The sequence below is a fragment of the Pseudomonas entomophila genome (assembly GCF_029478665.1).
Classification (GTDB): domain Bacteria; phylum Pseudomonadota; class Gammaproteobacteria; order Pseudomonadales; family Pseudomonadaceae; genus Aquipseudomonas; species Aquipseudomonas entomophila_F.
This window is the reverse complement of sequence record NZ_JARPQB010000017.1, coordinates 61,542-82,944: the sequence shown is the minus strand read 5'-3', so window position 1 is coordinate 82,944 and position 21,403 is coordinate 61,542. Positions and strand designations below refer to the sequence as shown.

Sequence of the window (21,403 nt, the reverse complement as noted above, 5' to 3'; positions counted from 1 at the left end):
CTCCCCCACCTTCCCCAACGCCTCAGGCGCCACCCCAACCATCGCCTCACGCAGCAATTGCGCACTGCGCCCCGCCAAAATCCCCCCAAGCACCCCAATCGCCAACACAATCGCCGTAAACCGCGTGGTAGTACTCAACCCCGAAGCCATCCCCGTCCGCTCGCGCGGCACACACGCCATGATGTTCTTCTGCGTATCCCCATTAAGCAGCCCTGCCCCCGCGCCAAGCACCAGGCTGGCCAGGGCAAAGGCACCATACCCACCGTGACCAACCGCCCAGGCACAAGCCAGGTTCCCCACCCCCACCAACACCAACCCCAACGCAAACACCTGCGCCGCACTCAACCGCCTGGCCAAGCGCATCCCCACCCGCGGTGTCAGCAACATCGCCAGCGCAAACGGCAACATCCCCGCCCCCGCCGCCAGCGCCGAAAGCTGCAAGCCGTTCTGCAGGTACAGCGGCAACAAGGTCATCATCACCTGCGCACACGCGGCATAGGCAAACATCCCCAGCAAGGCCCCAATGAACCGCCCGCTGCGCATCAGCGCCAGGTCGATCATCGGGCGCGCCTGGCTGCGCTCGACCATCACGAACACCCCGAACAGGAACGCCGCGATCACCAGTCGTCCAAGGGTAGGCGCGCTGTCCCACCCAACGCGGTTGGCATCGATCAGCGCCCAGATCAGGTAACCCAGGCTGCCGGCAAAGGTAAGGCTGCCGAAGGGATCGAGCCGGGCGGCAGCGGTGTCGCGGGACTCTTCCACGCTACGCAGCACCATCAGCGCCAGCACGGCCACCAGCGGCAGGTTGATGTAGAAGATCCAACGCCACCCGAGCGTGCTGGCGATCAGGCCGCCGAGCAGCGGCGCAAAGGTGATGGTCGCGCCCATGCAGGCGCCCCAGAAGGCCCAGGCACGCAAGCGTTCCTCGGGCTCGTGGAAGCGATGCCCGATGGCGGCCAGGGCGGCGGTGAGCAGCAGCGCTGCACCGACGCCTTTCGCCGCGCGGGCGAGGTTGAGGAATAGCAAGTCCGGCGCGGCGCCGCAGGCCAGCGAGGCGGCGCCGAACAGGGCCAGGCCGAGCAGCAGCATGCGGCGGCGGCCGAAGCGGTCGGCGATGCTGCCGGCAGGCAGCAGGCAGGCGGCGAAGGCCAGCAGGTAGGCGCTGACCACCCATTCGATGTCGGCGAACGAGCCGGACAGGTCGCGGGCGATGCTCGGCAGGCTGACGGCGACGATGTTGGTGTCGAGGATGATCAGGGCGCACACGGCCGAAGCGGTGAACAGGGTGAAACGCGCCGAGGCGCTGGGGGTGGACATGGCAAGGCTCCGCTGGAGGGCTGGTCTGCGTGGGCGGTGTGATGCCTTTCGCCGGCAAGCCGGCTCCTACAGGGGTTGTGTAGAAGCGGCTTTGCGGTCACGACGCCAGCCTTGTAGTGTTGTCCTCACCATACCGCTGCCGGGCGTCGGGCTTGTTAGCCAGGGCGTTCGGCATCATTAGCCGCAGGCTAACGAGGCCCCATGGAGATCCGTCACTTTCGCTACTTTCTCGCCGTGGCTCACCACGGCCATTTCACCCGTGCCGCCGAACAATTGGGGATCGCCCCGCCGACGTTGACCCGGCAGATCCAGGACATGGAGGCCGAGCTGGGAGTGCTGCTGTTCCAGCGCAGCCAGCGTGAGGTGCAACTGACTGCGGCTGGGGAGGCTTTGCGTGTGGAGGCCGAGCACGCGGTGCGGCAGTTCGATGCCGCGCAGCTGGGGGCGCGGCGTGCCGGGCGGGGTGAGAGTGGGCGGATCGAGCTGGGCTATGTGGCCTCCGCGGCCTACTCGGGCATCCTGCAACAGCAGGTGAGCCAGTTCGTCGAGGGCTACCCCGAGGTGTGCCTGAACATTCGTGAAGTGCCGATGCTTGCGTTGCCGGCCCTGGTCGAAGATGGTCAGCTCGACCTCGCCTACCTGCGCTCGCCCATGGAGCTGCCGGACGCCCTGGCGGCCATCGCCCTTCACGAGGAAGGCTTCGTGCTGGCGCTGCCGGCCGGCTCGCGGCTCAACGAGCTGAAGACGATTCACGCCGCGCGCCTGGCTGACGAAACCTTCATCCTGCCGGAGCAGATCTCCGGCACACTGGCGATCGCCCAGCTGGGTGGCTTTGCGCCGCGCCTGGGACCGCAGCCGGGCAGCCTGGTGGCGGTGCTTACGCTGGTGTCGCTGGGCCAGGGCGTGGCGGTGGTGCCGGCGTCGGTGGTGCAGCGGATCAGCTTGCCGCAGGTCAATTACCGGCCTGTCGCCGACAGCCAGGCGAGCTCGTGGCTGAGCCTGGTGCATCGGCGCTTTGAGAAGTCGCCGGCGGTGATGCGTTACATAGAGGGTGTGCGTCGGGGGGAATGAAGTCGTAGGGCGATAGCTTTGCAGCGCTCTTTAGATCGAGCGCCGCCCGCGCGGCGCATCGCGGATGAATCCGCTCCTACATTCGTTGCAACGTGCCGCATCTGTGAGGCCATGGTTGTCAGCCTTGGCGCATGGTTTGAGCCTGGCGGGGCGGTCGCGCCAGCCGAAAAATCGCGACGTACAAACAAGGCGAACAACCATGGCCTGTCAGGCATGGCCACGTTGCAATCGATGTAGGAGCGGATTCATCCGCGATGCGCCGCGCGGGCAGCGCTCGATCTCATAAGCGCTGCAACTCTCCCGACGAACACCCCGAGCCCACCGACTGTTTCCCGCCCAGCAAGCGCACTACACTCAAGCCCTCTCCCCTTCGGAGGTTCCCAAGGTGCACAACGCAGGAAGCGAGCGACGTGGCGCGGTCATCTGGCTTACCGGGCTTTCCGGCGCGGGTAAATCATCATTGGCCGAGGGGCTGGCCAGGCAGCTCACCGAGCTGGGGCATGCCTGCTATGTGCTCGATGGCGATGTGTTGCGCACGGGCCTGAACGCCGACCTGGGCTTTTCTCCACAAGACCGTCACGAAAACATCCGCCGCACGGGCGAGGTGGCGGCGCTGTTCGCCGATGCCGGGCTGATCTGTATCGCAGCGTTGATCTCGCCGTACCGCGAGGGCCGCGCCGCCGCGCGGCGGGCCTGTGGGGCGGGGTTTCATGAGGTGCATGTGAAGGCGGACCTGGCCGTTTGCGAAGCACGTGATCCCAAGGGGTTGTATCGGCGGGCGCGGGCGGGGGAGTTGCCAGGGTTTACCGGGATCGATGCGCCGTATGAGGTGCCGCATGGGCCGGAGCTGGTGGTGGAGACCGGGCGGGTGGCGTTGCCGGTGGCGGTGGGGCAGTTGCTGGAGTATGTGTTGGGCGTTGTCAGGTGATGGGGATTTAGGCTGGGGGGGCCTGTAGGAGCGGCTTCAGCCGCGATGCAAACAACGCGGTGTCCGGCACCCGCTTCGCGGGTGATCGCGGCTGAAGCCGCTCCTACAGGGGTTTGTGTGGGTTCGCCTTTTCGGTTCAGGAGCCGGGGGTGATGTCGCCGCGTTGCCAGCGCGCTTCGTTGTTGCCCAGGGCCTGGGCGATGTCGCTCAGCTCGTTGGATGGGAGGGTTTGCGGCAGCGGGTCGAGGCCGGCGCTGGCGAACACCTGGCCGTAGCTGTTGCGCAGCTCGGCGTAGGCCAGGTCGCGGCGCAGGTCGGCCTGCAGGGCGTTCAGTTCGCCCTGGATCAGCTCCAGCTCACCGATGCCTTGCGCCTGGTGGCGGTTGCGCAACTGCTCGACGATCTGTTCGTCCAGCGCCACCAGTTGCTGGCTGGTGGCGAACTGGCGGCGGGCTTCGTTGTAGTTGGCGTTGGCCACGTACAGCTGGGCCAGGATGGCCATGGACATGGCCTGGCGGCGCGCCTCGACCACTTGCTCGCCAGCCTTGGCCACGTCGATGGAGGCCGGGCCCGAGAGCACGTTGAACAGGTTCCAGGTCACCTTCACGCCGTAGTCGGCCCAGTGCTGGTTGATCAGGAAGCTGTTGCTGTCGTAGTGCCCGCCCGCCGAGAACTCGAGGCCCGGCAGCATGCGCAGCATCGACTTGCGCACTTCGGCGGCGCTGATGCGTGCCTGGTAGTCCTGCTCGCGCAGCTCGGGGCGGGTGGCCAGGGCGTGCTGCTCCAGGGTCTCCAGCCCGACCTTGAGCTCGGGCACGCTGTAGTCGTCGGTGGCGGCCAGGGTCAGTTCGGTGCCGGGCGGCAGGTTGATCAGCGCGCCCAGCTCGGTCTTGGCCAGGGACAGGGCGCGGCGTTGTTCTTCCAACTGGCGGGTGGCTTCGATCAGCGCGCGCTGGTAGCTGAGCGCCTGGATCGGGTCGCCGATGCGCTGGTCGCCCAGGCGCTGGCTGTTGTCGCGGGCCTGCTCGACCCGGGCCATCAGGGTGTCGATCTGCTTGAGCAGGCGTTCGGCGGCCACCGCGCGCCAGTAGGCCGAGCGCACGTCCTGGATGATGGTCTGCACCACCTTGCGCCGGCGTTCCTGGACGATCAGGCGCTGGTCGCCCTGCTGCTTGGCGCTGACGTAGCTGACACCGAAGTCGAGCACGTTCCACACCATGGTCAGGTCGGCGACGTCGCGGTCGCGGTCCTGGGAGGTCGAGGGTTCCAGGGACTGGGTGTTGGTCAGCACGCTGCGGCTGCTCGCGGCGCTGACGTTGCTGCGCCCGGCGTAACCGGCCGACAGCGCCATGCGGGGCAGCATGTCGAAGGTGGCCAGGTCGACCTGGCGCTGGGCCAGGGCTTCCTCCATGACCTTCAGGCGCGCCTCCAGGTTGTACTTCACCGCCCGGGCCATGGCCTGGTGCAGGGTCAGCGGGCCTTGCAGCGCCTCCTGGCCCTTGAACATGTTGGCCAGGTCCGCCTTTGCCCGCTGTTCGCTGACACTGCGGTCGATGGGCTGGGTCTTGACCGCGCACCCCGTCACTGCCAGCGCCAGCATGCTTACCGCGAAAATCCTCGATGCTTTGATCATCCCTGTCCGCCCCCTTGGTACGGCACTGCCTTTCTTCTAATGGTTTGCTCGCGTCCGCGGGTTCATGCCTGCGGCGCGGGTACCTCGACTTGCCCCAGCGCCTGGGCCAGTTGCCTGGCCTGGCGCTGTTCCCCCTCCCGGAAGGCCTGCAACTGTTGCCCCAGGGTCGGTGCCCCACTCAAACCCTTGTCTGCCCCGCTGAATGGCTTGCCACCGCTCAGCTCGTACTGGCCGCCGTCATCCGGCAGCGTCTTGTCGAAAATATTAGCCAGGCTGCTGCCACCGAATACGTTGCCGTCGCCGCCACCGAAGCCCAGGAAACCGGCCCCCGAACCATTGCCGATGCCAATGCCGCCCTGTTGCCCGGCGAACACCTGGGCCAGGTAGCTGGGCGCCAGCGCGCCATCCTTGATGAAAATATTGCCCAACGCCGGTAAGCCAGCGCCCGCGCTGGGTACCTCGAACAGCGGCTGTGGCAGCAACGGCGACTGGTAGGGCGCCGTCACCGGCACCGGCACCGGCACCACCAGCACCGGCGTGCCTGTGCTGACCTGCCCAGGTTGCGCCGGTGGGTAGGCGCGGAACTGTGGGTCGCCGTCGTTGGACTGCAAGGCCACGCCTTGCCCGGCGAAGCCCCCGACCAGGGCATTGCCGGCGCTGTCGGTGATGCCGGTACCACTGGCCTTGAGCGCCAGGGCCAGGCTGCCGGCACCGGCCACGCCGCTGACGCTGACCTGCCAGGTGCGGCCGTCGAGGCGCGTCAGCGACTGCAAGGTGCCGGTGGCGTTGCCATTGCTCACCAACTGGAAGTCGTTGAGGTCGACGCCGTTGACGTTCTCGCTGAAGGTCACGGTGAACGACTGGCTGCCAGGCGTCGGCGAGGGGTTGGCGACGATCGAGGCCACCGTCGGCGGGGTGCCGTCGACGGTCACGCCGCGGGTGTCGCCGACATTGTTCAGCCCTGGCGCCAGGGCATTGCCGGCGGCGTCGCGCAGGGTCGCGCCGTTGGCCGACAGGCCCAGCACCTGGATACCGTCACTGTCGTTGTCGCCGGCCTGGATCTGGTACTGGAACACCAGCGTCGGGGTGCCGGAGCCGGCCACGAAATCGGCGTACACGGTGCGCCCGCCGACATCCAGGGCCAGGCGCGGCACGCCGTCGACCACCACGGCTTCGCTGGTGTTGACCACGAAGGTGAGCACATCGCCGGTGTTGTAGGGCACGCCCACCGGCACGCTGACGCTGCCCACCGTGGGCGCATCGCGGTCGATGCTGTACACGGCGCCGGCAAGGCCGCCGACCAGGGCATTGCCGGCGACGTCGGTGATGCCCGTGGCGCTGGCGTTCAGGTTCAGCCCCAGGGTGCCGGTGCCGCTGACGCCGCCGACGGTGACCACGTACACGCCATTGCCCAGCGCTTGCAGGCCGGTCAAGGTGCCGCTGGCCGAGCCACTGGTGGCCAGGCTGAAATCGCTCAGGTCGACACCGTTGACCCGCTCGCTGAAGGTCACCGTGAAGCGCACGCTCTGGGCGTTGCTCGGCGACGGGTCGAGGGTGACGATGCCGACCGCCGTCGGCGCCTGGGTGTCGACCAGCACCTGGTGGGTGTCGGCGACGCCGTTGAGGGTCAGGTCCATGGCGTTGCCGGCGGCGTCGGTCAGGGTCGCGCCGTTGGCGCTGAGCCCGGTGACGGTAATGCCGTCGCTGTCGTTGTCGCCAGGCTGGACGGTGTACTGGAACACCAGGGTGGTGGTGCCCGCCCCGGCCACCAGGTCGGCGAACACCGTGTGCCCGCCAATGTCCAGGGCCAGGCGCGGCGAACCGGCCACTTGCACCGCTTCGCTGGCATTGACCACGAACACCAGGGTGTCGCCGGCGTTGTACGAGACACCCACCGGGCCACCGACACTGGTCACGCTGGGCACGCGGCTGTCGATGGCGTAGTTGTTGGAATCGGTGCTGCCCACCCCGGCGTTGCCGGAGGCCGCGCCGACCACGCCGGTGTTGTCCAGGGTGATCAGGTTGCTGGTGTCCTCGACATTGCCATTCGGTGTCAGGGTCGCGGTCCAGGTGATGCCGCCATCCGTGCTGCCCAGCCCGCTCAAGGTGCCATTGGCCACGCTCAGGTCGGCGAGGGTGAAGCCGCTCACGGCTTCGCTGAAGGTGATGGTCACCAGGCTCGACTGGCCAGCCCGCAAGGCGGTATCGGCGACCACGACGGTGGCCGTGGGGACCACAGTGTCGATCGTGTAGTTGGCCGATGCGGTGGTGCCAGCCCCGGCGTTGCCGGCAAGGTCGGCGACGCCGGTGTTGTTCAGGACGATCAGGTTGCTGGCATTCCGCACACCGCTGCTCGGGGTGAAGGTGGCGGTCCAGGTGATGCCGCCGTCGCTGCTGGTCACCGCGCTCAGGGTGCCATTGGCCACCGTCAGGTCGGCGTTGCTGAAACCGCTCACCGCTTCGCTGAAGGTGATGGTCACCGTCGTGGTTTCACCCGCAGTCAGGGCGCTGTCGGCCATCACCAGGGTGGCGGTCGGGCGCTGGCTGTCGATGGCGTAGTTGTTGGAGTCGGTGCTGCCGGTACCGGCATTGCCGGCGGCATCGACCACGCCAGTGTTGTCCAGGGTGATCAGGTTGCTGCTGTCGGTGATGCCCGCGGTCGGGGTCAGGGTCGCAGTCCAGGTCACGCCCCCATCGCTGCTGCTCAGCCCGCTCAAGGTGCCATTGGCCACGGTCAGGTCGGCGCTGGTGAAGCCGGTCACCGCCTCGCTGAAGGTGATGGTCACCAGCGACGTCTCGCCCACCGCCAGGCTGCTGTCGGCCACCACGATGGTGGCGGTCGGGCGCTGGGTGTCGATGGCGTAGTTGTTCGAGTCGGTGGTGCCGACGCCGGCGTTGCCGCTGCTCGCACTGACCACGCCGCTGTTGTCGAGGGTGATCAGGTTGCTGCTGTCGGTGATGTTGCTGGTCGGGGTGAAGATCGCGGTCCAGGTGATGCCGCCGTCGCTGCTGCTTACCGCGCTCAGGGTGCCGTTGGCCACGGTCAGGTCGGCGTTGGTGAAACCGGTCACGGCTTCGCTGAAGGTGATGGTCACCAGTGACGTTTCGCCGGCCCGCAAGGCCGTGTCGGCAACCACGAGGGTGGCCGTGGGGGCGACGGTGTCGACCGTGTAGTTGGCCGACGAGGTGGTGCCGACGCCGGCATTGCCGGCCAGGTCGCTGATACCGGTGTTGTTCAGGGTGATCAGGTTGCTGAGGTCCCGCACCCCGGCGGTCGGGGTGAGGGTCGCGGTCCAGGTGATACCGCCGTCGCTGCTGCTCACCGTGCTCAGGGTGCCATTGGCCACCGTCAGGTCGGCGTTGCTGAAACCGGTCACCGCCTCGCTGAAGGTGAAGGTCACCAGGGTGGTCTCGCCCACGCTCAGGTTGGGGTCGGCGATCACGATAGACGCGGTCGGGCGCTGGCTGTCGACGGCGTAGTTGTTCGAATCGGTGCTGCCGGTGCCGGCATTGCCCGCGATGTCCGTCACGCCGCTGTTGTCGAGGGTGATCAGGTTGGTGGTGTCGGTGATGCCGGCGGCCGGGGTCAGGGTCGCGGTCCAGGTGATGCCGCCGTCGCTGCTGCTCACCGCGCTCAGGGTGCCATTGGCGATCGTCAGGTCGGCGTTGGTGAAGCCGGTCACGGCTTCGCTGAAGGTGATGGTCACCAATGACGTCTGACCGATGGCCAGGTTGCTGTCGGCCACCACGATGGTCGCGGTCGGGCGCTGGGTGTCGATGGCGTAGTTGTTCGAGCTGGTGGTGCCGGAGCCGGCATTGCCACTGCTCACGCCGACCACGCCGCTGTTGTCGAGGGTGATCAGGTTGCTGCTGTCGGTGAGGTTGCCGGTCGGGGTGAAGGTGGCGGTCCAGGTGATGCCGCCGTCACTGCTGGACACCGCGCTCAAGGTGCCGTTGGCGACGGTCAGGTCGGCATTGGTGAAGCCGCTCACCGCCTCGCTGAAGGTGAAGGTCACCAGGCTGGTGTCGCCCACGCGCAGGGCCGGGTTGCTCACCACCACCGTCGCCGTGGGCTGCAGGGTGTTGATCGTGTAGTTGGCGGAGTTGGTGGTGCCGGCGCCGGCGTTGCCGGCCAGGTCGGCCACCCCGGTGTTGCTCAGGGTGATGACGTTGGTGGCGTCCTGCACGTTGATCGTCGGGGTGAAGGTGGCCGTCCAGGTGATGCCGCCGTCGCTGCTGCTCAGCCCGCTCAGGGCACCGTTCGGCGCCGTCAGGTCAGCCAGGGTGAAGCCGCTCACCGCTTCGCTGAAGGTGATGGTCACCGTGGTGGTCTCGCCCACGGTCAGGGTGCTGTCGGCCAGCACGATGGTCGCGGTCGGGCGCAGGGTGTCGATGGCGTAGTTGTTCGAGTCGGTGGTGCCGCTGCCGGCGTTGCCGGCCAGGTCGGTCACGCCGGTGTTGTCGAGGGTGATCAGGTTGCTGGTGTCGGTGATGTTGCTCGAGGGTGTGAAGGTCGCCGTCCAGGTGATCCCGCCGTCACTGCTGGACACCGCGCTCAAGGTGCCGTTGGCGATGGTCAGGTCGGCATTGGTAAAGCCGATCACCGCCTCGCTGAAGGTCACGGTCACCAGCGATGTCTGGCCGATGGCCAGGCTGCTGTTGGCCACCACGATGGTCGCGGTCGGGCGCACGGTGTCGATGGCGTAGTTGTTCGAGTTGGTGCTGCCGGAACCTGCGTTGCCGGCGGCGTCGGTCACCCCGGTGTTGTCCAGGGTGATGACGTTGGTCGCGTCGGTGATGGCGCTGGTCGGGGTGAAGGTCGCCGTCCAGGTGATGCCGCCATCGCTGCTGGAGACGGCGCTCAAGGTGCCGTTGGCCACGGTCAGGTCGGCATTGGTGAAACCGGTCACCGCTTCGCTGAAGGTGATGGTCACCTGCGACGTCTCACCGATCCTCAGGTTGCTGTCGGCCACCACGATGGTCGCGGTCGGGCGCTGGGTGTCGATGGCGTAATTATTCGAGTTGGTGGTGCCGGTGCCGGCGTTGCCGGCCAGGTCGGTCACGCCGGTGTTGTCCAGGGTGACCAGGTTGCTGCTGTCGGTGATGTTGCCGGTGGGGGTGAAGGTGGCCGTCCAGGTGATGCCGCCGTCGCTGCTGGACACTGCGCTCAGGCTGCCGTTGGCCACGCTCAGGTCGGCGTTGGTGAAACCGGTCACCGCCTCGCTGAAGGTGATGGTCACCAGCGAGGTTTCGCCGACGGCCAGGTTGCTGTCGGCGACCACGATGGTCGCCGTCGGGCGCACCGTGTCGATGCTGTAGTTGGCCGAGCTGGTGGTGCCGGCGCCAGCGTTGCCGGCCAGGTCGGTGACGCCCGCGTTGTTCAGGGTGATCACGTTGCTGGCGTTGGTGAGGTTGTTGGTCGGGGTGAAGGTGGCGGTCCAGGTCTTGCCGCCATCGCTGCTGGACACTGCGCTCAGGGTGCCGTTGGCCACGGTCAGGTCGGCGTTGGTGAAGCCGCTCACCACCTCGCTGAAGGTGATCGTCACCGTCGCGGTCTCGCCCACTTTCAGCGCCGAGTCACTGAGGGTGATGGTGGCGGTGGGTGGGACGGTCTCGTGGATGGCCACCGACACCGACGCCGCGCTCGAGGTGCCGCCATCGCCGTCGTTGACCGTGACCGACAGGGTGCGGGTGGCCTGGCCGATGCTGTTGGCGGCATTGCTGTTGTCGTAGGTGAGGTTGCGCACCACGGCCTGGACCGCCGCGGCCGTGGCGCTGCCGTTGAACGTCAACACCAGGTTGGCGCCGCCCGTGCCCCCGGTGTAGGTACCAATGGCCACGCCGCCGTAGCTCACCGTGTTGCCGCTGACGCCGATCTGCCCGGCGCCATTGCCCTGGTGGCGGATGCCCAGCACATCTTCGCTGGCGACGCCGTTGGCGCTGACCGCCACGGTCAGGTTGCCGCCGGCGAAGTCGGCCGAGTCGCTGTCGCTGACCGTGGCATTGCTGCCGCTGTCGAGCAGCACGGCGCCAGCGCCTTGGCTGAAGGTCTGGCTGTCGCCGTTGAGGTTGGCGATCACCGGCGCGGCATTGGGCGGCTGGACCACCACCGAAGCGGTGCGGGTGGTGCTGCCCATGTCGTCGTTGACGCTGACCGTCACGCTGCGGGTGCCGCTGGTGTAGGCCCCGGTGCTGTTGCCGTAGGCCACCACGGCGAGGATCGAGCGGTACTGGGCCAGGGTGGCCACGCCACTGAGCGACAGCACCGTGGTGCCGGAGCCGCTGATGGTGATGCCATAGCTGGCCGCCGTGGCGATCTGCCCAGCGCTGAGCGACAGGGTTTCGTTGCCGCCGTCGAGCACGCCACCGAGGGTGAGGGTCGCGCCGCTGACCTGGGTGTCGCCGTCGGTCTGGCTGAGGCTGATGTTCGGCACGATGGCCACCGGGCTGCCGGTGAAGTTGACCGTGCTGTCGTTGCCGCCGCTGCCAGTGTCCAGGTCGACCACCGGGGGCGCCGAGTACAGCACCTCGTAGGCGCCGATATCGACGCCGCCGCCACGGGGCCGGTCGAAGCCGCGCAGGTCGGTGAGTGGCGCGCCGGCGAGGGTGCCCTGGTCGATGGCGTTGCTGGCGGTGCTGGCCAGGCGGTAGTCGCCGGTGGCGGTGTTGACGAAGTTGACCGAGGTGCCGATCAGGTTGGTGGTGCTGGTGTAGCCGCCGCCGACACCACCGTTGGTGGCGGCGTCGAGGCTCGTGCCGTTGACGGTGTTGCCGGTGAGGATGCTGTTCTGCACCGTCACCGTGCCGGCCTGGCCGCTGGCCCAGCCAAGGCCGCCCGAGGTGATGCTGCCAGTGCTGGTGTTGAGGAACACGTTGTTGGCCACGGTGCTGTTGGTGATGCGCACCGTGCCGCCGCTGTTGCTCAGCACGATGATCGAGCCGGCCGCCACCGTGCCGGTGGCGCCATAGGTGCCGGTGTTGTTGTAGATGGCGACGTTTTCCAGCACATGGTTGTTGGCGCCGCCCAGGCGCACCAGGGTCGACATGGCGCTGCCGCCGATGATGCTGGCGCTGTTGTCGTGGATCGTGGTGTTGCGCACCACCACCGTGGACCCCACCGTGGTCGCCGAGTTGATCACCGTGCCGGCGTTGCTTTCGAAGTTGGAGTCCTCGACGGTGATGGAGCCGCCGGCCGCACGGATCGCGCCGCCGGCGATGTTGCTGGAGAAGTGACGGAAATCCAGGTTGCGCACGGTCAGCACGCCACCGCCGTTGCTTTGCAGGCCCGAGGCTTCGAGGGCATCGCGCAGGCCGTTTTCGTTGGCGTCGCCGCTCAGGATGATGTCGCCATCGCCATCGCCGTCGACATCGCCGTTGATGGTGATGTTGCTGGTCACCGCCAGCGCCGTGGCCGACGTCCAGCGGATGGTCTCGCCCTTCAGGTCCTGGTGGAACACGATGATGTCACTGCCGCTGCCTGCGGCAGAGCCGTCCACCGAGGTGTCGGTGTTCGCGGCCTGGATGGCTTCGGCCAGGGTCACCCCGCCATCGCCATCAACGATGAGCGAAGCGTTCTTGCTGGTCACGGTGATGGTCGCCAGCGAGGTGCTGAACGCCGACAGGTCGCCGCGCTGCACGCCCACGCCGCTGGCCACCACGCCGGAGACGGTCTCCAGCGCCCAGTCCTCGCCGGCGCGGTTGCCGGTGGAATCGGACGAGGCGCCCACATCGGCACCGCTGAGCCGCGCCACTTCGTTGACGAACAGCTGGCCGTCGCTGCCAGCGCCGGTGTTGCAGGCGAAGAAGCGGATGTCGCCGCCCGGCGCCAGGCTCGCGCCGATGCGCGCGAGGTCCGCGCCATGGCTGGCCAGCTGGTTGGCCCAGATGGCGTTGCCGGCCAGGTAGACATAACCCTTGTCGCCGTGGCTGATGATGTCGACCGAGGTGACGTCACTGCGGCCGTTGAGGTAGTCGGCGATCTGCTTGAACCCGTCCTTGCCGTTTTCCAGCACCACCACCTCGACCCCGGCGGGCAGGCCGGCGATGAGCTTCTGGTAGTCGCTGACGGCGGAATCGACGAACACCACTTCGTGGTTGCCCGAGGCCGCCGTGGCCGGCGCGGTGGCCGGTGCCGCCTCGTGGGTGGCGCTGTCGCGGCTGCCGGCCGCGTCGCTGGCGGCGCTGGTGTCCTTGGCCACGCTGGCGGCCGCGGCGGCCTCGACCGCCTGGGCGCCCTGGTCGGCGACCACGCCCACCGAGGCGTCGAACATCATGCGCGGCTCCAGGGCCTGGATCAGGCTCGGGCGGCTCGTGGAAACGTTGGGTGTGTGGGTGTCCTTGCCGCGTTTCCAGAATGCCATGATGCCCTCGCTCAGCCCTGGGGCTGGTTGTGCTTGCCATCCTTGCGAATGAGGACGGCCTGTCCGTGTTGGGAAATCCTGAACGGACGACGGGGCGCCGATGTGCGCCCCGCAGTCCTGCCTGCTGCTTGTCCGGCCTCAGTTACGGGACGGGAAGACCCCTTCGAGCGCGATGATGAAGTTGATGCCCAGGTAAGGGCTCTGGTTGGTGAACGGCAGGTTGCTCCCCGTGGTCTGCACCGTGCTACCCGGAACCGTGATGTTGAAGGGCCTGAGCGTGGTGTTGGTGGCCGTGGAGGTGTAGATCTTGATCTCCGGCCCCGAGCCTGTGGTGTCGACCGACTTGGCCAGCAGCGCACTGGTCGAAGGCGTATCCAGCTCGGCGGTGCCGGTGGTGGCCGGGATGGCGACCGGCACCGTTGCGGCGGGGATGTTCAAGGTCTGCGGCACCATGTTCGACAGCGTCAGGGTGGTCGTTGTCGTCCCTCCCACCTCGCCCAGCGCGATATTAGTCGTCCCCGTCCCCTGACCCGTATGGACCGGGGCACGGCCACGCAAGTCAGGCAAGCCGAAGGTGCTCTGGCCATTACCTCCGTAGGTGGTGCCCAGGATCGCGAACAACGCCGTGTTTTGCTGGATGGGCAGAATCTGCCCATTGCACAGGGCCCAGCCCCGAGGTGCGAAGTTGCCTGCGAACAATGTGATTTGACCCAGGAACGGCTCACTCATTTGTTGCTCTCCTATGACAACGCTGCAAAGGCGGGCCCCATGGCCCACTGAAACAGAATCGCGTGGCAGGCCCCTTCAGAGTGGCCGTTCGACGTGGAAAATCGCCTCCAGCACCGGCCGCCCCTCGGGGTCGGGGCCCACCGGAGTCATCAGCAGCAGCCACCCCTCCTTGCCCGGCGGCGACAGGCGGAACACCGCTTGTGGCAGGGCGCTGCCGCTCGGCAGGGCGAACTCCGCCGCAAAACGCTGGTGGCGTGGCGACATGGCCTGGCCCTCGTTCACCGCCAGCAATTGCGCCTCGAGCGCCTGCTCGTCGCTGACCCACAGCTGGAAGTGGCTGCCGGTGGCCTGTTGCAGTTCGTCGAACGTCGGCATGGCATGCATGGGGCTGATCCTTCAGGCTCGAATGGCGGTGGTGAGCGCCGCTCGGCGCATCTTCAGAGAGAGGCCGGTTTCGCCGACCACCTCGAACCCGAGGCGCTGGTAGAGCTGCACGGCCGGGTTGTGAGGGGTGACGTGCAGGCCGGCGCTGAGCCCGTCGGCATCGGCTTGCGCCAGCCACTGCTCGAGCAACCGGCTGCCGATGCCACGCCCGCACCAGGCGGGCAACAGGGCCATGTCGATGAACTGCACGTGGCTGTCGGCCAAGTGCAGGTAGGCGCGGCCAATGGGCTCGCCCGCCACTTCGATGACGAAGAAGTCGGCGCCGGTGAACTGGGCTTGGTAATAATCGTGCTGGGCTTGGAACTGCTGGTCGAGGAACGCATCGATGGCGGCCTGGGGCCACGGCAGCAGGGCCATTTCGGCGGCACGGGTGGTGCCATAGAGTGTGCGCAGGAACGGGCGGTCGGCGTCCACGATGGGACGGAGGTTCACCTCGGGGATGGACATCGGGTATGGCTTCCCTGCGTAAGGTTACCCCATGGTGAGGGGCGCACATCCAAGTGAATTGTCCTACACAATCTGCAGCAGCGTAGCCGAAGAGCAAGGCAAATAGCCACTACCCAAACAGGGTCTTTGCAACTTTTTTCTCAAACACCCGTTCGAGGTAGTTTGACGCCATTTTCTAGACGTTTCGCAACCGTATGGATTCCAACGCGTTGTAGGGTGCCTGGGCCCAACGGCTGACCGCAGCACGTATTTCGTCGCTGGCCTCCTCGCGCTTGCGCTGGCTGTCGGCGCTGAAATTCATGGCCGGCTGCTTGGCGTCGAAGGCCGCGACTGCGCGCAGGTCCGCCACATCGCCTGGCTGGATGCCGAACAGTGGCCCGAGGCGCCCCCAGACGGCGTCGGGCAATTCGCTGTAGTTCACGGCGATGGCGCCGTGGCGTTCGCACAACGCTAGGCCAGCCGTGAGAATTTCGCCAATCATCCGGCAGGTGTACTCCACCGTGCCCATGGCTTGGGGGGCAGACAGCAGGCTGTCCAGGCCCGAAGCGCCAAGCAGCCCCGGCACCCGGTGCATGCCCGCCTGGCGCAGTTGCGAGACGACGATTTCCAGCGGGTCGCGGTAGAGGAACACCCGGGGCACGTGGGGATACAGCGCCGTCAGCAGCGGCGCGTCGAAAATGTTCCAGGCGTCGAGTTTGATCAGCAGTTGCCGCTCGTCACCCTGGCGGCGCTGGCCATAGGCCGAGCACAACGCGCGCAGGGCCTCGGCTTGCCAGGTAGCGGCGGCCGGGTCCTGGCGTGCGGCGCGCAACAGGTTGTCCAGCGGCGGGGGCTCGGACAGCACGATGTTGCGGGCTTGGCTGGCCAGCAACTGGGCGACCAGGGTCGAACCACAGCGCGAAGCGTGGAACAGCAGGGCCGTGGGGCTCAGGCCCGGGCTGCCCGCCTGCCAGTCAAGCAGCGCCTGGACATCGGTTTCGCGGCGCATGGCCTGGTTGAACGGCAGGCGCAGTGCCAGGTCGACATCGTCGCGGAAGAATGGCCGGGTCAGGCGCCGTTCGCCAAACCAGCACCAGTCCACCCGCCAGCCGGCGTCGCCTTGCCAGAGGCGAATGGGCAACCAGCCGTGGAAGTCCTGCGGGGTGTTCATGCTCGCCATTGATCGCTCCATGCCTGCTTGCCCCGGCGCATGGCGGCCAGGACCTCTGCGTCGGAAAAGGCCAACCCGTGCTCGGCGCCCAATCGCACGGCTTCGGCGACGAAAGCCCGAGGGTCCTCCAGTGCCTGAAGGCGTGCGGCCACTGCCGGCGACTCGGCCACCTGCTGACGAAACCGTTCGAATGCCTGCCCCGCCCTGCCCGGCTGCAAGGTTGGCGTGCGCGCCAGGCCTTCCTCGATCAATGCCAGCAGCCAAGGGTCGGCCGCGCAGTCGAGCACCAGGTGGATACGTTCGCCGGGGCCGGGGTTATTGACGCGATGAGGTCGTGACAGGTCGATGAACCAGCATTCGCCCGGGCACATCGGCACCTGCAGGCCATCCACCAGGAATTCGACGCCGAGCGGGCTGCGCAGCGGGATATGCAGGCGCAGGCAGCCGCCAGGGCGGCCCAGGTCGGGGTCGCGGTGTTCGTGGATCCTGGCGCCTTCTCCCAGGCGCAGCAGGCGGGCGGCGCGCAGTGAGGCCTGGAATGGCGCCAGCACTGTTTGCCAGGCTGTTTCGCCCTGCCACCAGGCCAGTTTTTTGGGCGCGCCCAGGCCTGGGGCCAGCGGTAGCGGCGCATCCTCGGCGGTGACCAGTGCCACCCCGCTCCAGTCGCCTTCGTGGTAGCTGTGGTTGAAATGCGTCTGCCAGGCTTCGGCGGGAACCTGGGCCAGGGCGGGTAACAGCGCTGGCAGGTCTATTGCCAGGGGGAGGCGGGAGCAGAGCGGCAAGGGGGTATCGGTCATGGATGTTCCTTGTGGTCGGTTCGTCCTGGAAAACAGCCCTTCAAGGTTTCGATCGTGTGTTGGCGGCCAGGTGCATCGCGGATGAATCCGCTCCTACAATCGGTTGCAACGTGCCACACCTGCCTGTAGGAGCGGATTCATCCGCGATGCGCCGCACAAGCGGCGCTCGGTCCCACCCCCTAAAAACCACTTTCCCGCACCCCCAGCGCCGCCAACCGCCGCCAGGCGGCCCCCAGCAGCGACTCCCGGGCCCCCTCGAGCACCACCACCCCGCGCACCGGCTGGCCCACATCAGGCACCTCGGCCAACGGGCTCAAGCGCACACCGTACTGGGCCTGCACCGGCTCCGCGCGCTGCTGGCCATCACGCCGCACGGCCACCGGCCCATGGCGGTCGGAGGCCAACGCTTCCAGCTCCAGCACCGCCACCCCGGTGGCGTCCACCTGCTCCACCCGTACCGGCACGGCCGGCCGCGCCGGGTCATCGGCAATAAAGCGCCCTTCGCTGCCGGCCGCCACCCGCCACAAGTCGGCCTCGGCCAGGTAACCCCGCAGGCGCACGCCCGGCTCGACGATCCGACCCAGGGTCTGGGCCGGGCTGACCCACTGGCCGGGCACCAGGTCGGGCGGCAGGTCACGCAATACCCCGTTGCGCGGCGCGCGCAGTTGCAGGCGTTCACGCTGGGCCGCCAAGCCACGGTATTCGGCCACGGCTTCGGCCAACTGCTGTTCGAGCACGCCGGCATCGCCCGCGGTCTCGCTGCGCCCGGCCTGGCGGCGCAATAGCAACTGCAGGATGTCGATCTCGCGACGCACGATGGATTGACGCGACGTCAGGTCGGGCGACTCCAGCTCCAGCAGCAGAGTCCCCTGGCCAACCCGCTGCCCCTCGCCCACCAGCAGGCTTTTCACCCGTGCCGCCACCGGCGCGTGCAAGGCACTGACACGGGACGCCTCGAGCATCGCCGGCACGTCCACCGCACCACGCCAGGGCACCAACAGCACGGCCAGCAGCAGCGCCAGCCCGGCTGCGACGCGCAAGGTCTTGCCCGGCGCCGCCTGGCCACGGCGCAGCCACCACTGCTGCAACTCCTTCCACACTGGCAAGCCGATGAACCACACCAGTTCCACCACCATCAGGAAGATGCCCAGCACCTTGAAGAACAGGTGATACACCGCCAGGGCGATACCGAAGAACAGCACCGCGCGCCATAACCAGGCGCCATAGCCCCATACCAGCAGGCGGCGGCGCATGACGGCCGGCCAGGCTTCCGGGGCCGGTTCGCCATAACCGAACAGCGCTTCGCGCAGGCGCCAGCGGCACAAGGCGAAGGCGCGCTGCTGCAGGTTCTCGACGCCCCACAGGTCGCTGACCAGGAAGTAGCCGTCGAAGCGCATGAAGGGGTTGAGGTTGACCAGCAGCGTGGTGACCCAGGTGGCACTGGCCAGCATGAACGCCGCCGTGCGCGCCGGGCCATCGGGCAGCAGCGACCAGGCCAGCAGCGCCAGCACCGCCAGCACCAGCTCGGCGAATACCCCACCGGCGTCGATCAGCAGCCGCGAACGCCGGTCACGGACTCGCCAGGCATCGCTGACATCGGTGTAGAACATCGGCAGCAGTACCATGAACGCCAGGCCCATGCTCTGCACCCGGCAGCCGGCACGCTTGGCCATGAAGGCATGGCCGAACTCGTGGCACAGCTTGGCGAACCCCAGCGCCACGCCGAAGGCAAGGATGCCCCCCAGGCTGAACAGGTGCGGGAAGGTGGCGATGAAGCGCGACCAGTCGCGGATCACCAGGAACACGCCCAACGCCAGCACCAGTGGCAGGGCGATGCGCAGCAGCCAACCGCCATGGCGTTCCAACAGCGGCCAGGCGCGGTTGAGAAAAGCATCCGGGCGCCACAGGGGAATGCGAAAGAACAGGTACTGGTGCAACACGCGCGTCCACAGGCTCTGCCGGGTGGCGGCGGCCTTGGTCGCGTAGCTGTCGCGCTGGCGGGCGTCCTCGGCGCTGATCAGGTCATGCTGGCCGAGGAACAGCAGCAGCTCTTCCAGGGCCTGCCCATCGACGGCCTGGCCGGGCTCGGCGTTGGCGGCGGCCAGCACCCGTTGCGGGTCGCCCAAGCGCCAGTGCTGCAACAGCCGCACGGCGGCGGCGCCCAGCTTGAAATAACGCCCCCGCAGCGGGTCGGCCAGGGTCCATTGTGGCGCGCCGTCATGGCCGGGCGCCGCCGCCGACAGCTGCAGGTCGGCCCGCAGCGGCGGCAGGCTCACAGCCCAAGCCCCTGGCGCAACGCCGCCAATGGCCGGCGCAGCAGGTAATAGACCAGCGGCGCGCGCTCGCCGTACAGCTTGGCGGTGCCGCGCAGGCCGATGCGTGGCGGCGTGTCATCGAAGCCTGCATCGAGGCGGTAGGCCAACTGCCCGGCGGCGGTGGCCTGGGCTTCGTAGGCGGCGCGTTCCAGGCGCGCGGCGTGGCGCTGCAGCGGGTCGCTGTCGAGGAACAGCGCCACTTCGGCGCCAGGCTGCAAGGCGATGGCGTCGCCCACCGGCAGCTCCATGCGCAACTCGGCCATCTGCGGGTCGGCCAATTGCATCAGGCGCTCGCCGGTCTGCACCGGCTTGCCCATCCAGCGCTCGGCATCGGCGAACACGGCAATCCCGGCACGTTCGGCGCGGATCTCGCTACGCCCCAGAAGCTGGCGGGCGTAATCGAGTTCGGCACGCTTCTGCTCCACGCGAGCGGCCAGCAGATCGAGCCGGGCGTTGGACTCAGCATCACTGAACGCACGTTGGGTACTGGCCTTGAGCTCGGCCTCGGCCACCCCCAGGGCGCGCTCGGCGACATCGGCCTGGGCCCTTAGGGTGGTGGCATCGAAGCGCACCAGCACATCACCCAGGGCGACGGTCTGGTTGGGTTTGACCAGGAACTCGGCGATCACTCCGTCCAGCGGCGCGGCGACCACACGCCCCGCCCGCGGCACCACTTCGGCCGGCGCCAGCACCGATTGGCGCACCGGCACCAGCAGCACCAGCAGCAACGCCCCCGCCACCGCCAGCAGGCGCCGCCTTGGCCAGCGCAGGCGCCAGGGCCGGGCCGGACGCAAGGCCAGCCAGGCATGGGCGTAGGTATCCCCCAGTTGATTCAGCAGGGCTTGCTCGGCAGGGTTGAACGCTTGATCACGGGCCAGCCAGAGGCCACCGAACATCTCACCCTGGCGATCAAGCAGTGGGAGCCAATAGGCATGGGCGGCCGACAGCGACTGCCAGTCGGCCACGGCCTGGGCATCCAGACGAGTGGGGTCGACGGCGGCGGGTTGGCCCGCCACGCCAGCAGCCTGCAAGGTGTGGGCGGCGCGCTCGACAAACGCCACGAACGGCGCATGGGGTTCCACCACGCTGATGCCCGTCAGCGCCTGGACCTTGCCGGCGATCAGCAGGGCGGCATGGCGAAAACCGAACAGCGCCTGGCCATCGTTGACCATGCCGTAGGCCAGCTGCTCGCTGCTCGCGGCCTGCCGGGCCTGGCGCTGCAAACCGAGGAACAGCGCGAAGGCGTGCTCGGCCACGCCCGCCGCGACGGTCATGGCTGTTCCGGGAAGTGGGCGGTGCCGCTCATGCCGGCCAGCAGCCCCTGGCTGTCGCGGGGCAGCTCGCCGATCAGTTGCAGGGTCTGGCTGCCCTCGTCGATCCGCGCGCCCACGCGCTTGACCTGGGCCTGCAGGGGCTTGCCGGTTTCATCGGGGACGAACTCGAACGGCTGCCCGGGCTTGAGCCGCCCCAACCAGCGCGAGGGCACCAGCAGGTGGATTTCCAGCGAGCGGTTGTCCACCACCTCGATCAACGGCGAGCCGCTGGGCACGCTTTCATGGGGCTGGGCCCGGCGCTGCACCACCCGCCCGTCGAACGGCGCGCTGACCACGCAGCGCTTGATCTGCACCTGGTACACCTGGGCTTCGGCCTGGGCCTGGGCCTGCTTGGCCTCGGCCAGCGACACTTCGAACTGGCCGACCGACTTCAGCGCGGCCAGCTGGCGGTTGTGCCTGAGCTCTTCACTGGCGGCGCGCACGGCGGCCTGGGCGGCGTTGAGCTGGGCTTGGTAGGCGCTGCAGTCGAAGCGCGCCAGGGTGCTGCCCTGCTTGAAGTCCTGGCCGTCGGCATAGGGCATCTCGACGATGCGCCCGGCCAGTTCGCTGGACAGCACGGCCTGGTCGCGGGCACGCAGCACGCCACGGGGGTTCTGCCCGTTGCCGACGGTAGTTGTGGAGGGGGCGTCGAGCAAGGGATCGGCGGGCGCTTCGCCAGCCTGCGCCAGCGGCAGGTGCAACAGACCCAGGGTCAAAGCCAGACGGAAACCGCGAAGCATGTTGCGCACTCCCTTGCGAGCTAGTGGCGGGAGTGTAAGGCAAAAGATGATGGCACGGATATATCACGCGGATGAAGATCCGGGCCGGTCGGTGGAGGCCGTACGAATGGGCTCCATCCCTTCCTTTGGGTGCCATTTTGTTGTGCTGACTGTACG

Annotated in this window: 13 protein-coding genes; 2 read left to right on the top strand and 11 right to left on the bottom strand. The window is 67.9% G+C overall.

Features of this window, described 5'->3' with window-relative positions; translation table 11 throughout:
- A partial coding sequence (locus P5705_RS11355; protein ID WP_277460952.1) for an MFS transporter occupies positions 1-1,320 on the bottom strand: 1,320 nt, incomplete at its 3' end.
- Positions 1,321-1,521: 201 nt separating this feature from the next.
- On the opposite strand from P5705_RS11355, the gene P5705_RS11350 reads away from it, so the two are divergent.
- Together P5705_RS11350 and cysC are read left to right on the top strand one after the other, a co-directional pair.
- Entirely contained in the window at positions 1,522-2,391 is an 870-nt protein-coding gene (locus P5705_RS11350; RefSeq protein ID WP_277460950.1) for a LysR family transcriptional regulator, read from the top strand.
- A 385-nt stretch (positions 2,392-2,776) separates the two neighbouring features.
- Complete coding sequence (cysC, locus tag P5705_RS11345; protein WP_277460949.1) at positions 2,777-3,319, top strand: adenylyl-sulfate kinase; 543 nt, start codon at positions 2,777-2,779, stop codon at positions 3,317-3,319.
- A 136-nt stretch (positions 3,320-3,455) separates the two neighbouring features.
- On the opposite strand, the gene P5705_RS11340 is transcribed toward cysC, so the two are convergent.
- From P5705_RS11340 to P5705_RS11295, 10 genes are all read right to left on the bottom strand, one after another.
- Positions 3,456-4,952, bottom strand: a complete 1,497-nt coding sequence (locus tag P5705_RS11340; RefSeq protein WP_277460948.1) for a TolC family protein — start codon at positions 4,950-4,952, stop codon at positions 3,456-3,458.
- Between the two features lie 62 nt (positions 4,953-5,014).
- The gene (locus P5705_RS11335; RefSeq protein ID WP_277460947.1) at positions 5,015-13,312 is read right to left on the bottom strand and encodes an Ig-like domain-containing protein; all 8,298 of its coding nucleotides are present in this window, start codon (positions 13,310-13,312) and stop codon (positions 5,015-5,017) included.
- 138 nt (positions 13,313-13,450) lie between these two features.
- Complete coding sequence (locus tag P5705_RS11330) at positions 13,451-14,041, bottom strand: phage tail protein (RefSeq protein WP_277460946.1); 591 nt, start codon at positions 14,039-14,041, stop codon at positions 13,451-13,453.
- A gap of 75 nt (positions 14,042-14,116) precedes the next feature.
- The gene (locus P5705_RS11325) at positions 14,117-14,425 is read right to left on the bottom strand and encodes a DUF6916 family protein (protein WP_277460945.1); all 309 of its coding nucleotides are present in this window, start codon (positions 14,423-14,425) and stop codon (positions 14,117-14,119) included.
- 12 nt (positions 14,426-14,437) lie between these two features.
- Positions 14,438-14,932, bottom strand: coding sequence for a GNAT family N-acetyltransferase (locus tag P5705_RS11320; protein WP_277460944.1), 495 nt, complete (start codon positions 14,930-14,932; stop codon positions 14,438-14,440).
- 175 nt (positions 14,933-15,107) lie between these two features.
- Positions 15,108-16,091 carry a sulfotransferase family protein gene (locus P5705_RS11315; RefSeq protein WP_277460942.1) on the bottom strand — a complete coding sequence of 328 codons (984 nt, stop codon included), beginning with the start codon at positions 16,089-16,091 and terminating at the stop codon, positions 15,108-15,110.
- Positions 16,079-16,879, bottom strand: coding sequence for an aspartyl/asparaginyl beta-hydroxylase domain-containing protein (locus P5705_RS11310; protein WP_277460941.1), 801 nt, complete (start codon positions 16,877-16,879; stop codon positions 16,079-16,081). Before P5705_RS11310 ends, P5705_RS11315 begins: the two co-directional genes overlap by 13 nt.
- Before the next feature lie 179 nt (positions 16,880-17,058).
- Positions 17,059-19,155 carry an HlyD family efflux transporter periplasmic adaptor subunit gene (locus P5705_RS11305; RefSeq protein ID WP_277460940.1) on the bottom strand — a complete coding sequence of 699 codons (2,097 nt, stop codon included), beginning with the start codon at positions 19,153-19,155 and terminating at the stop codon, positions 17,059-17,061.
- Complete coding sequence (locus P5705_RS11300) at positions 19,152-20,468, bottom strand: efflux RND transporter periplasmic adaptor subunit (protein WP_277460939.1); 1,317 nt, start codon at positions 20,466-20,468, stop codon at positions 19,152-19,154. The genes P5705_RS11305 and P5705_RS11300 overlap by 4 nt, the downstream gene beginning before the upstream one ends.
- On the bottom strand, positions 20,465-21,247 hold the full coding sequence (locus P5705_RS11295) for an efflux RND transporter periplasmic adaptor subunit (RefSeq protein ID WP_277460938.1): 783 nt from the start codon (positions 21,245-21,247) through the stop codon (positions 20,465-20,467). The genes P5705_RS11300 and P5705_RS11295 overlap by 4 nt, the downstream gene beginning before the upstream one ends.
- Between the last annotated feature and the right edge of the window lie 156 nt (positions 21,248-21,403).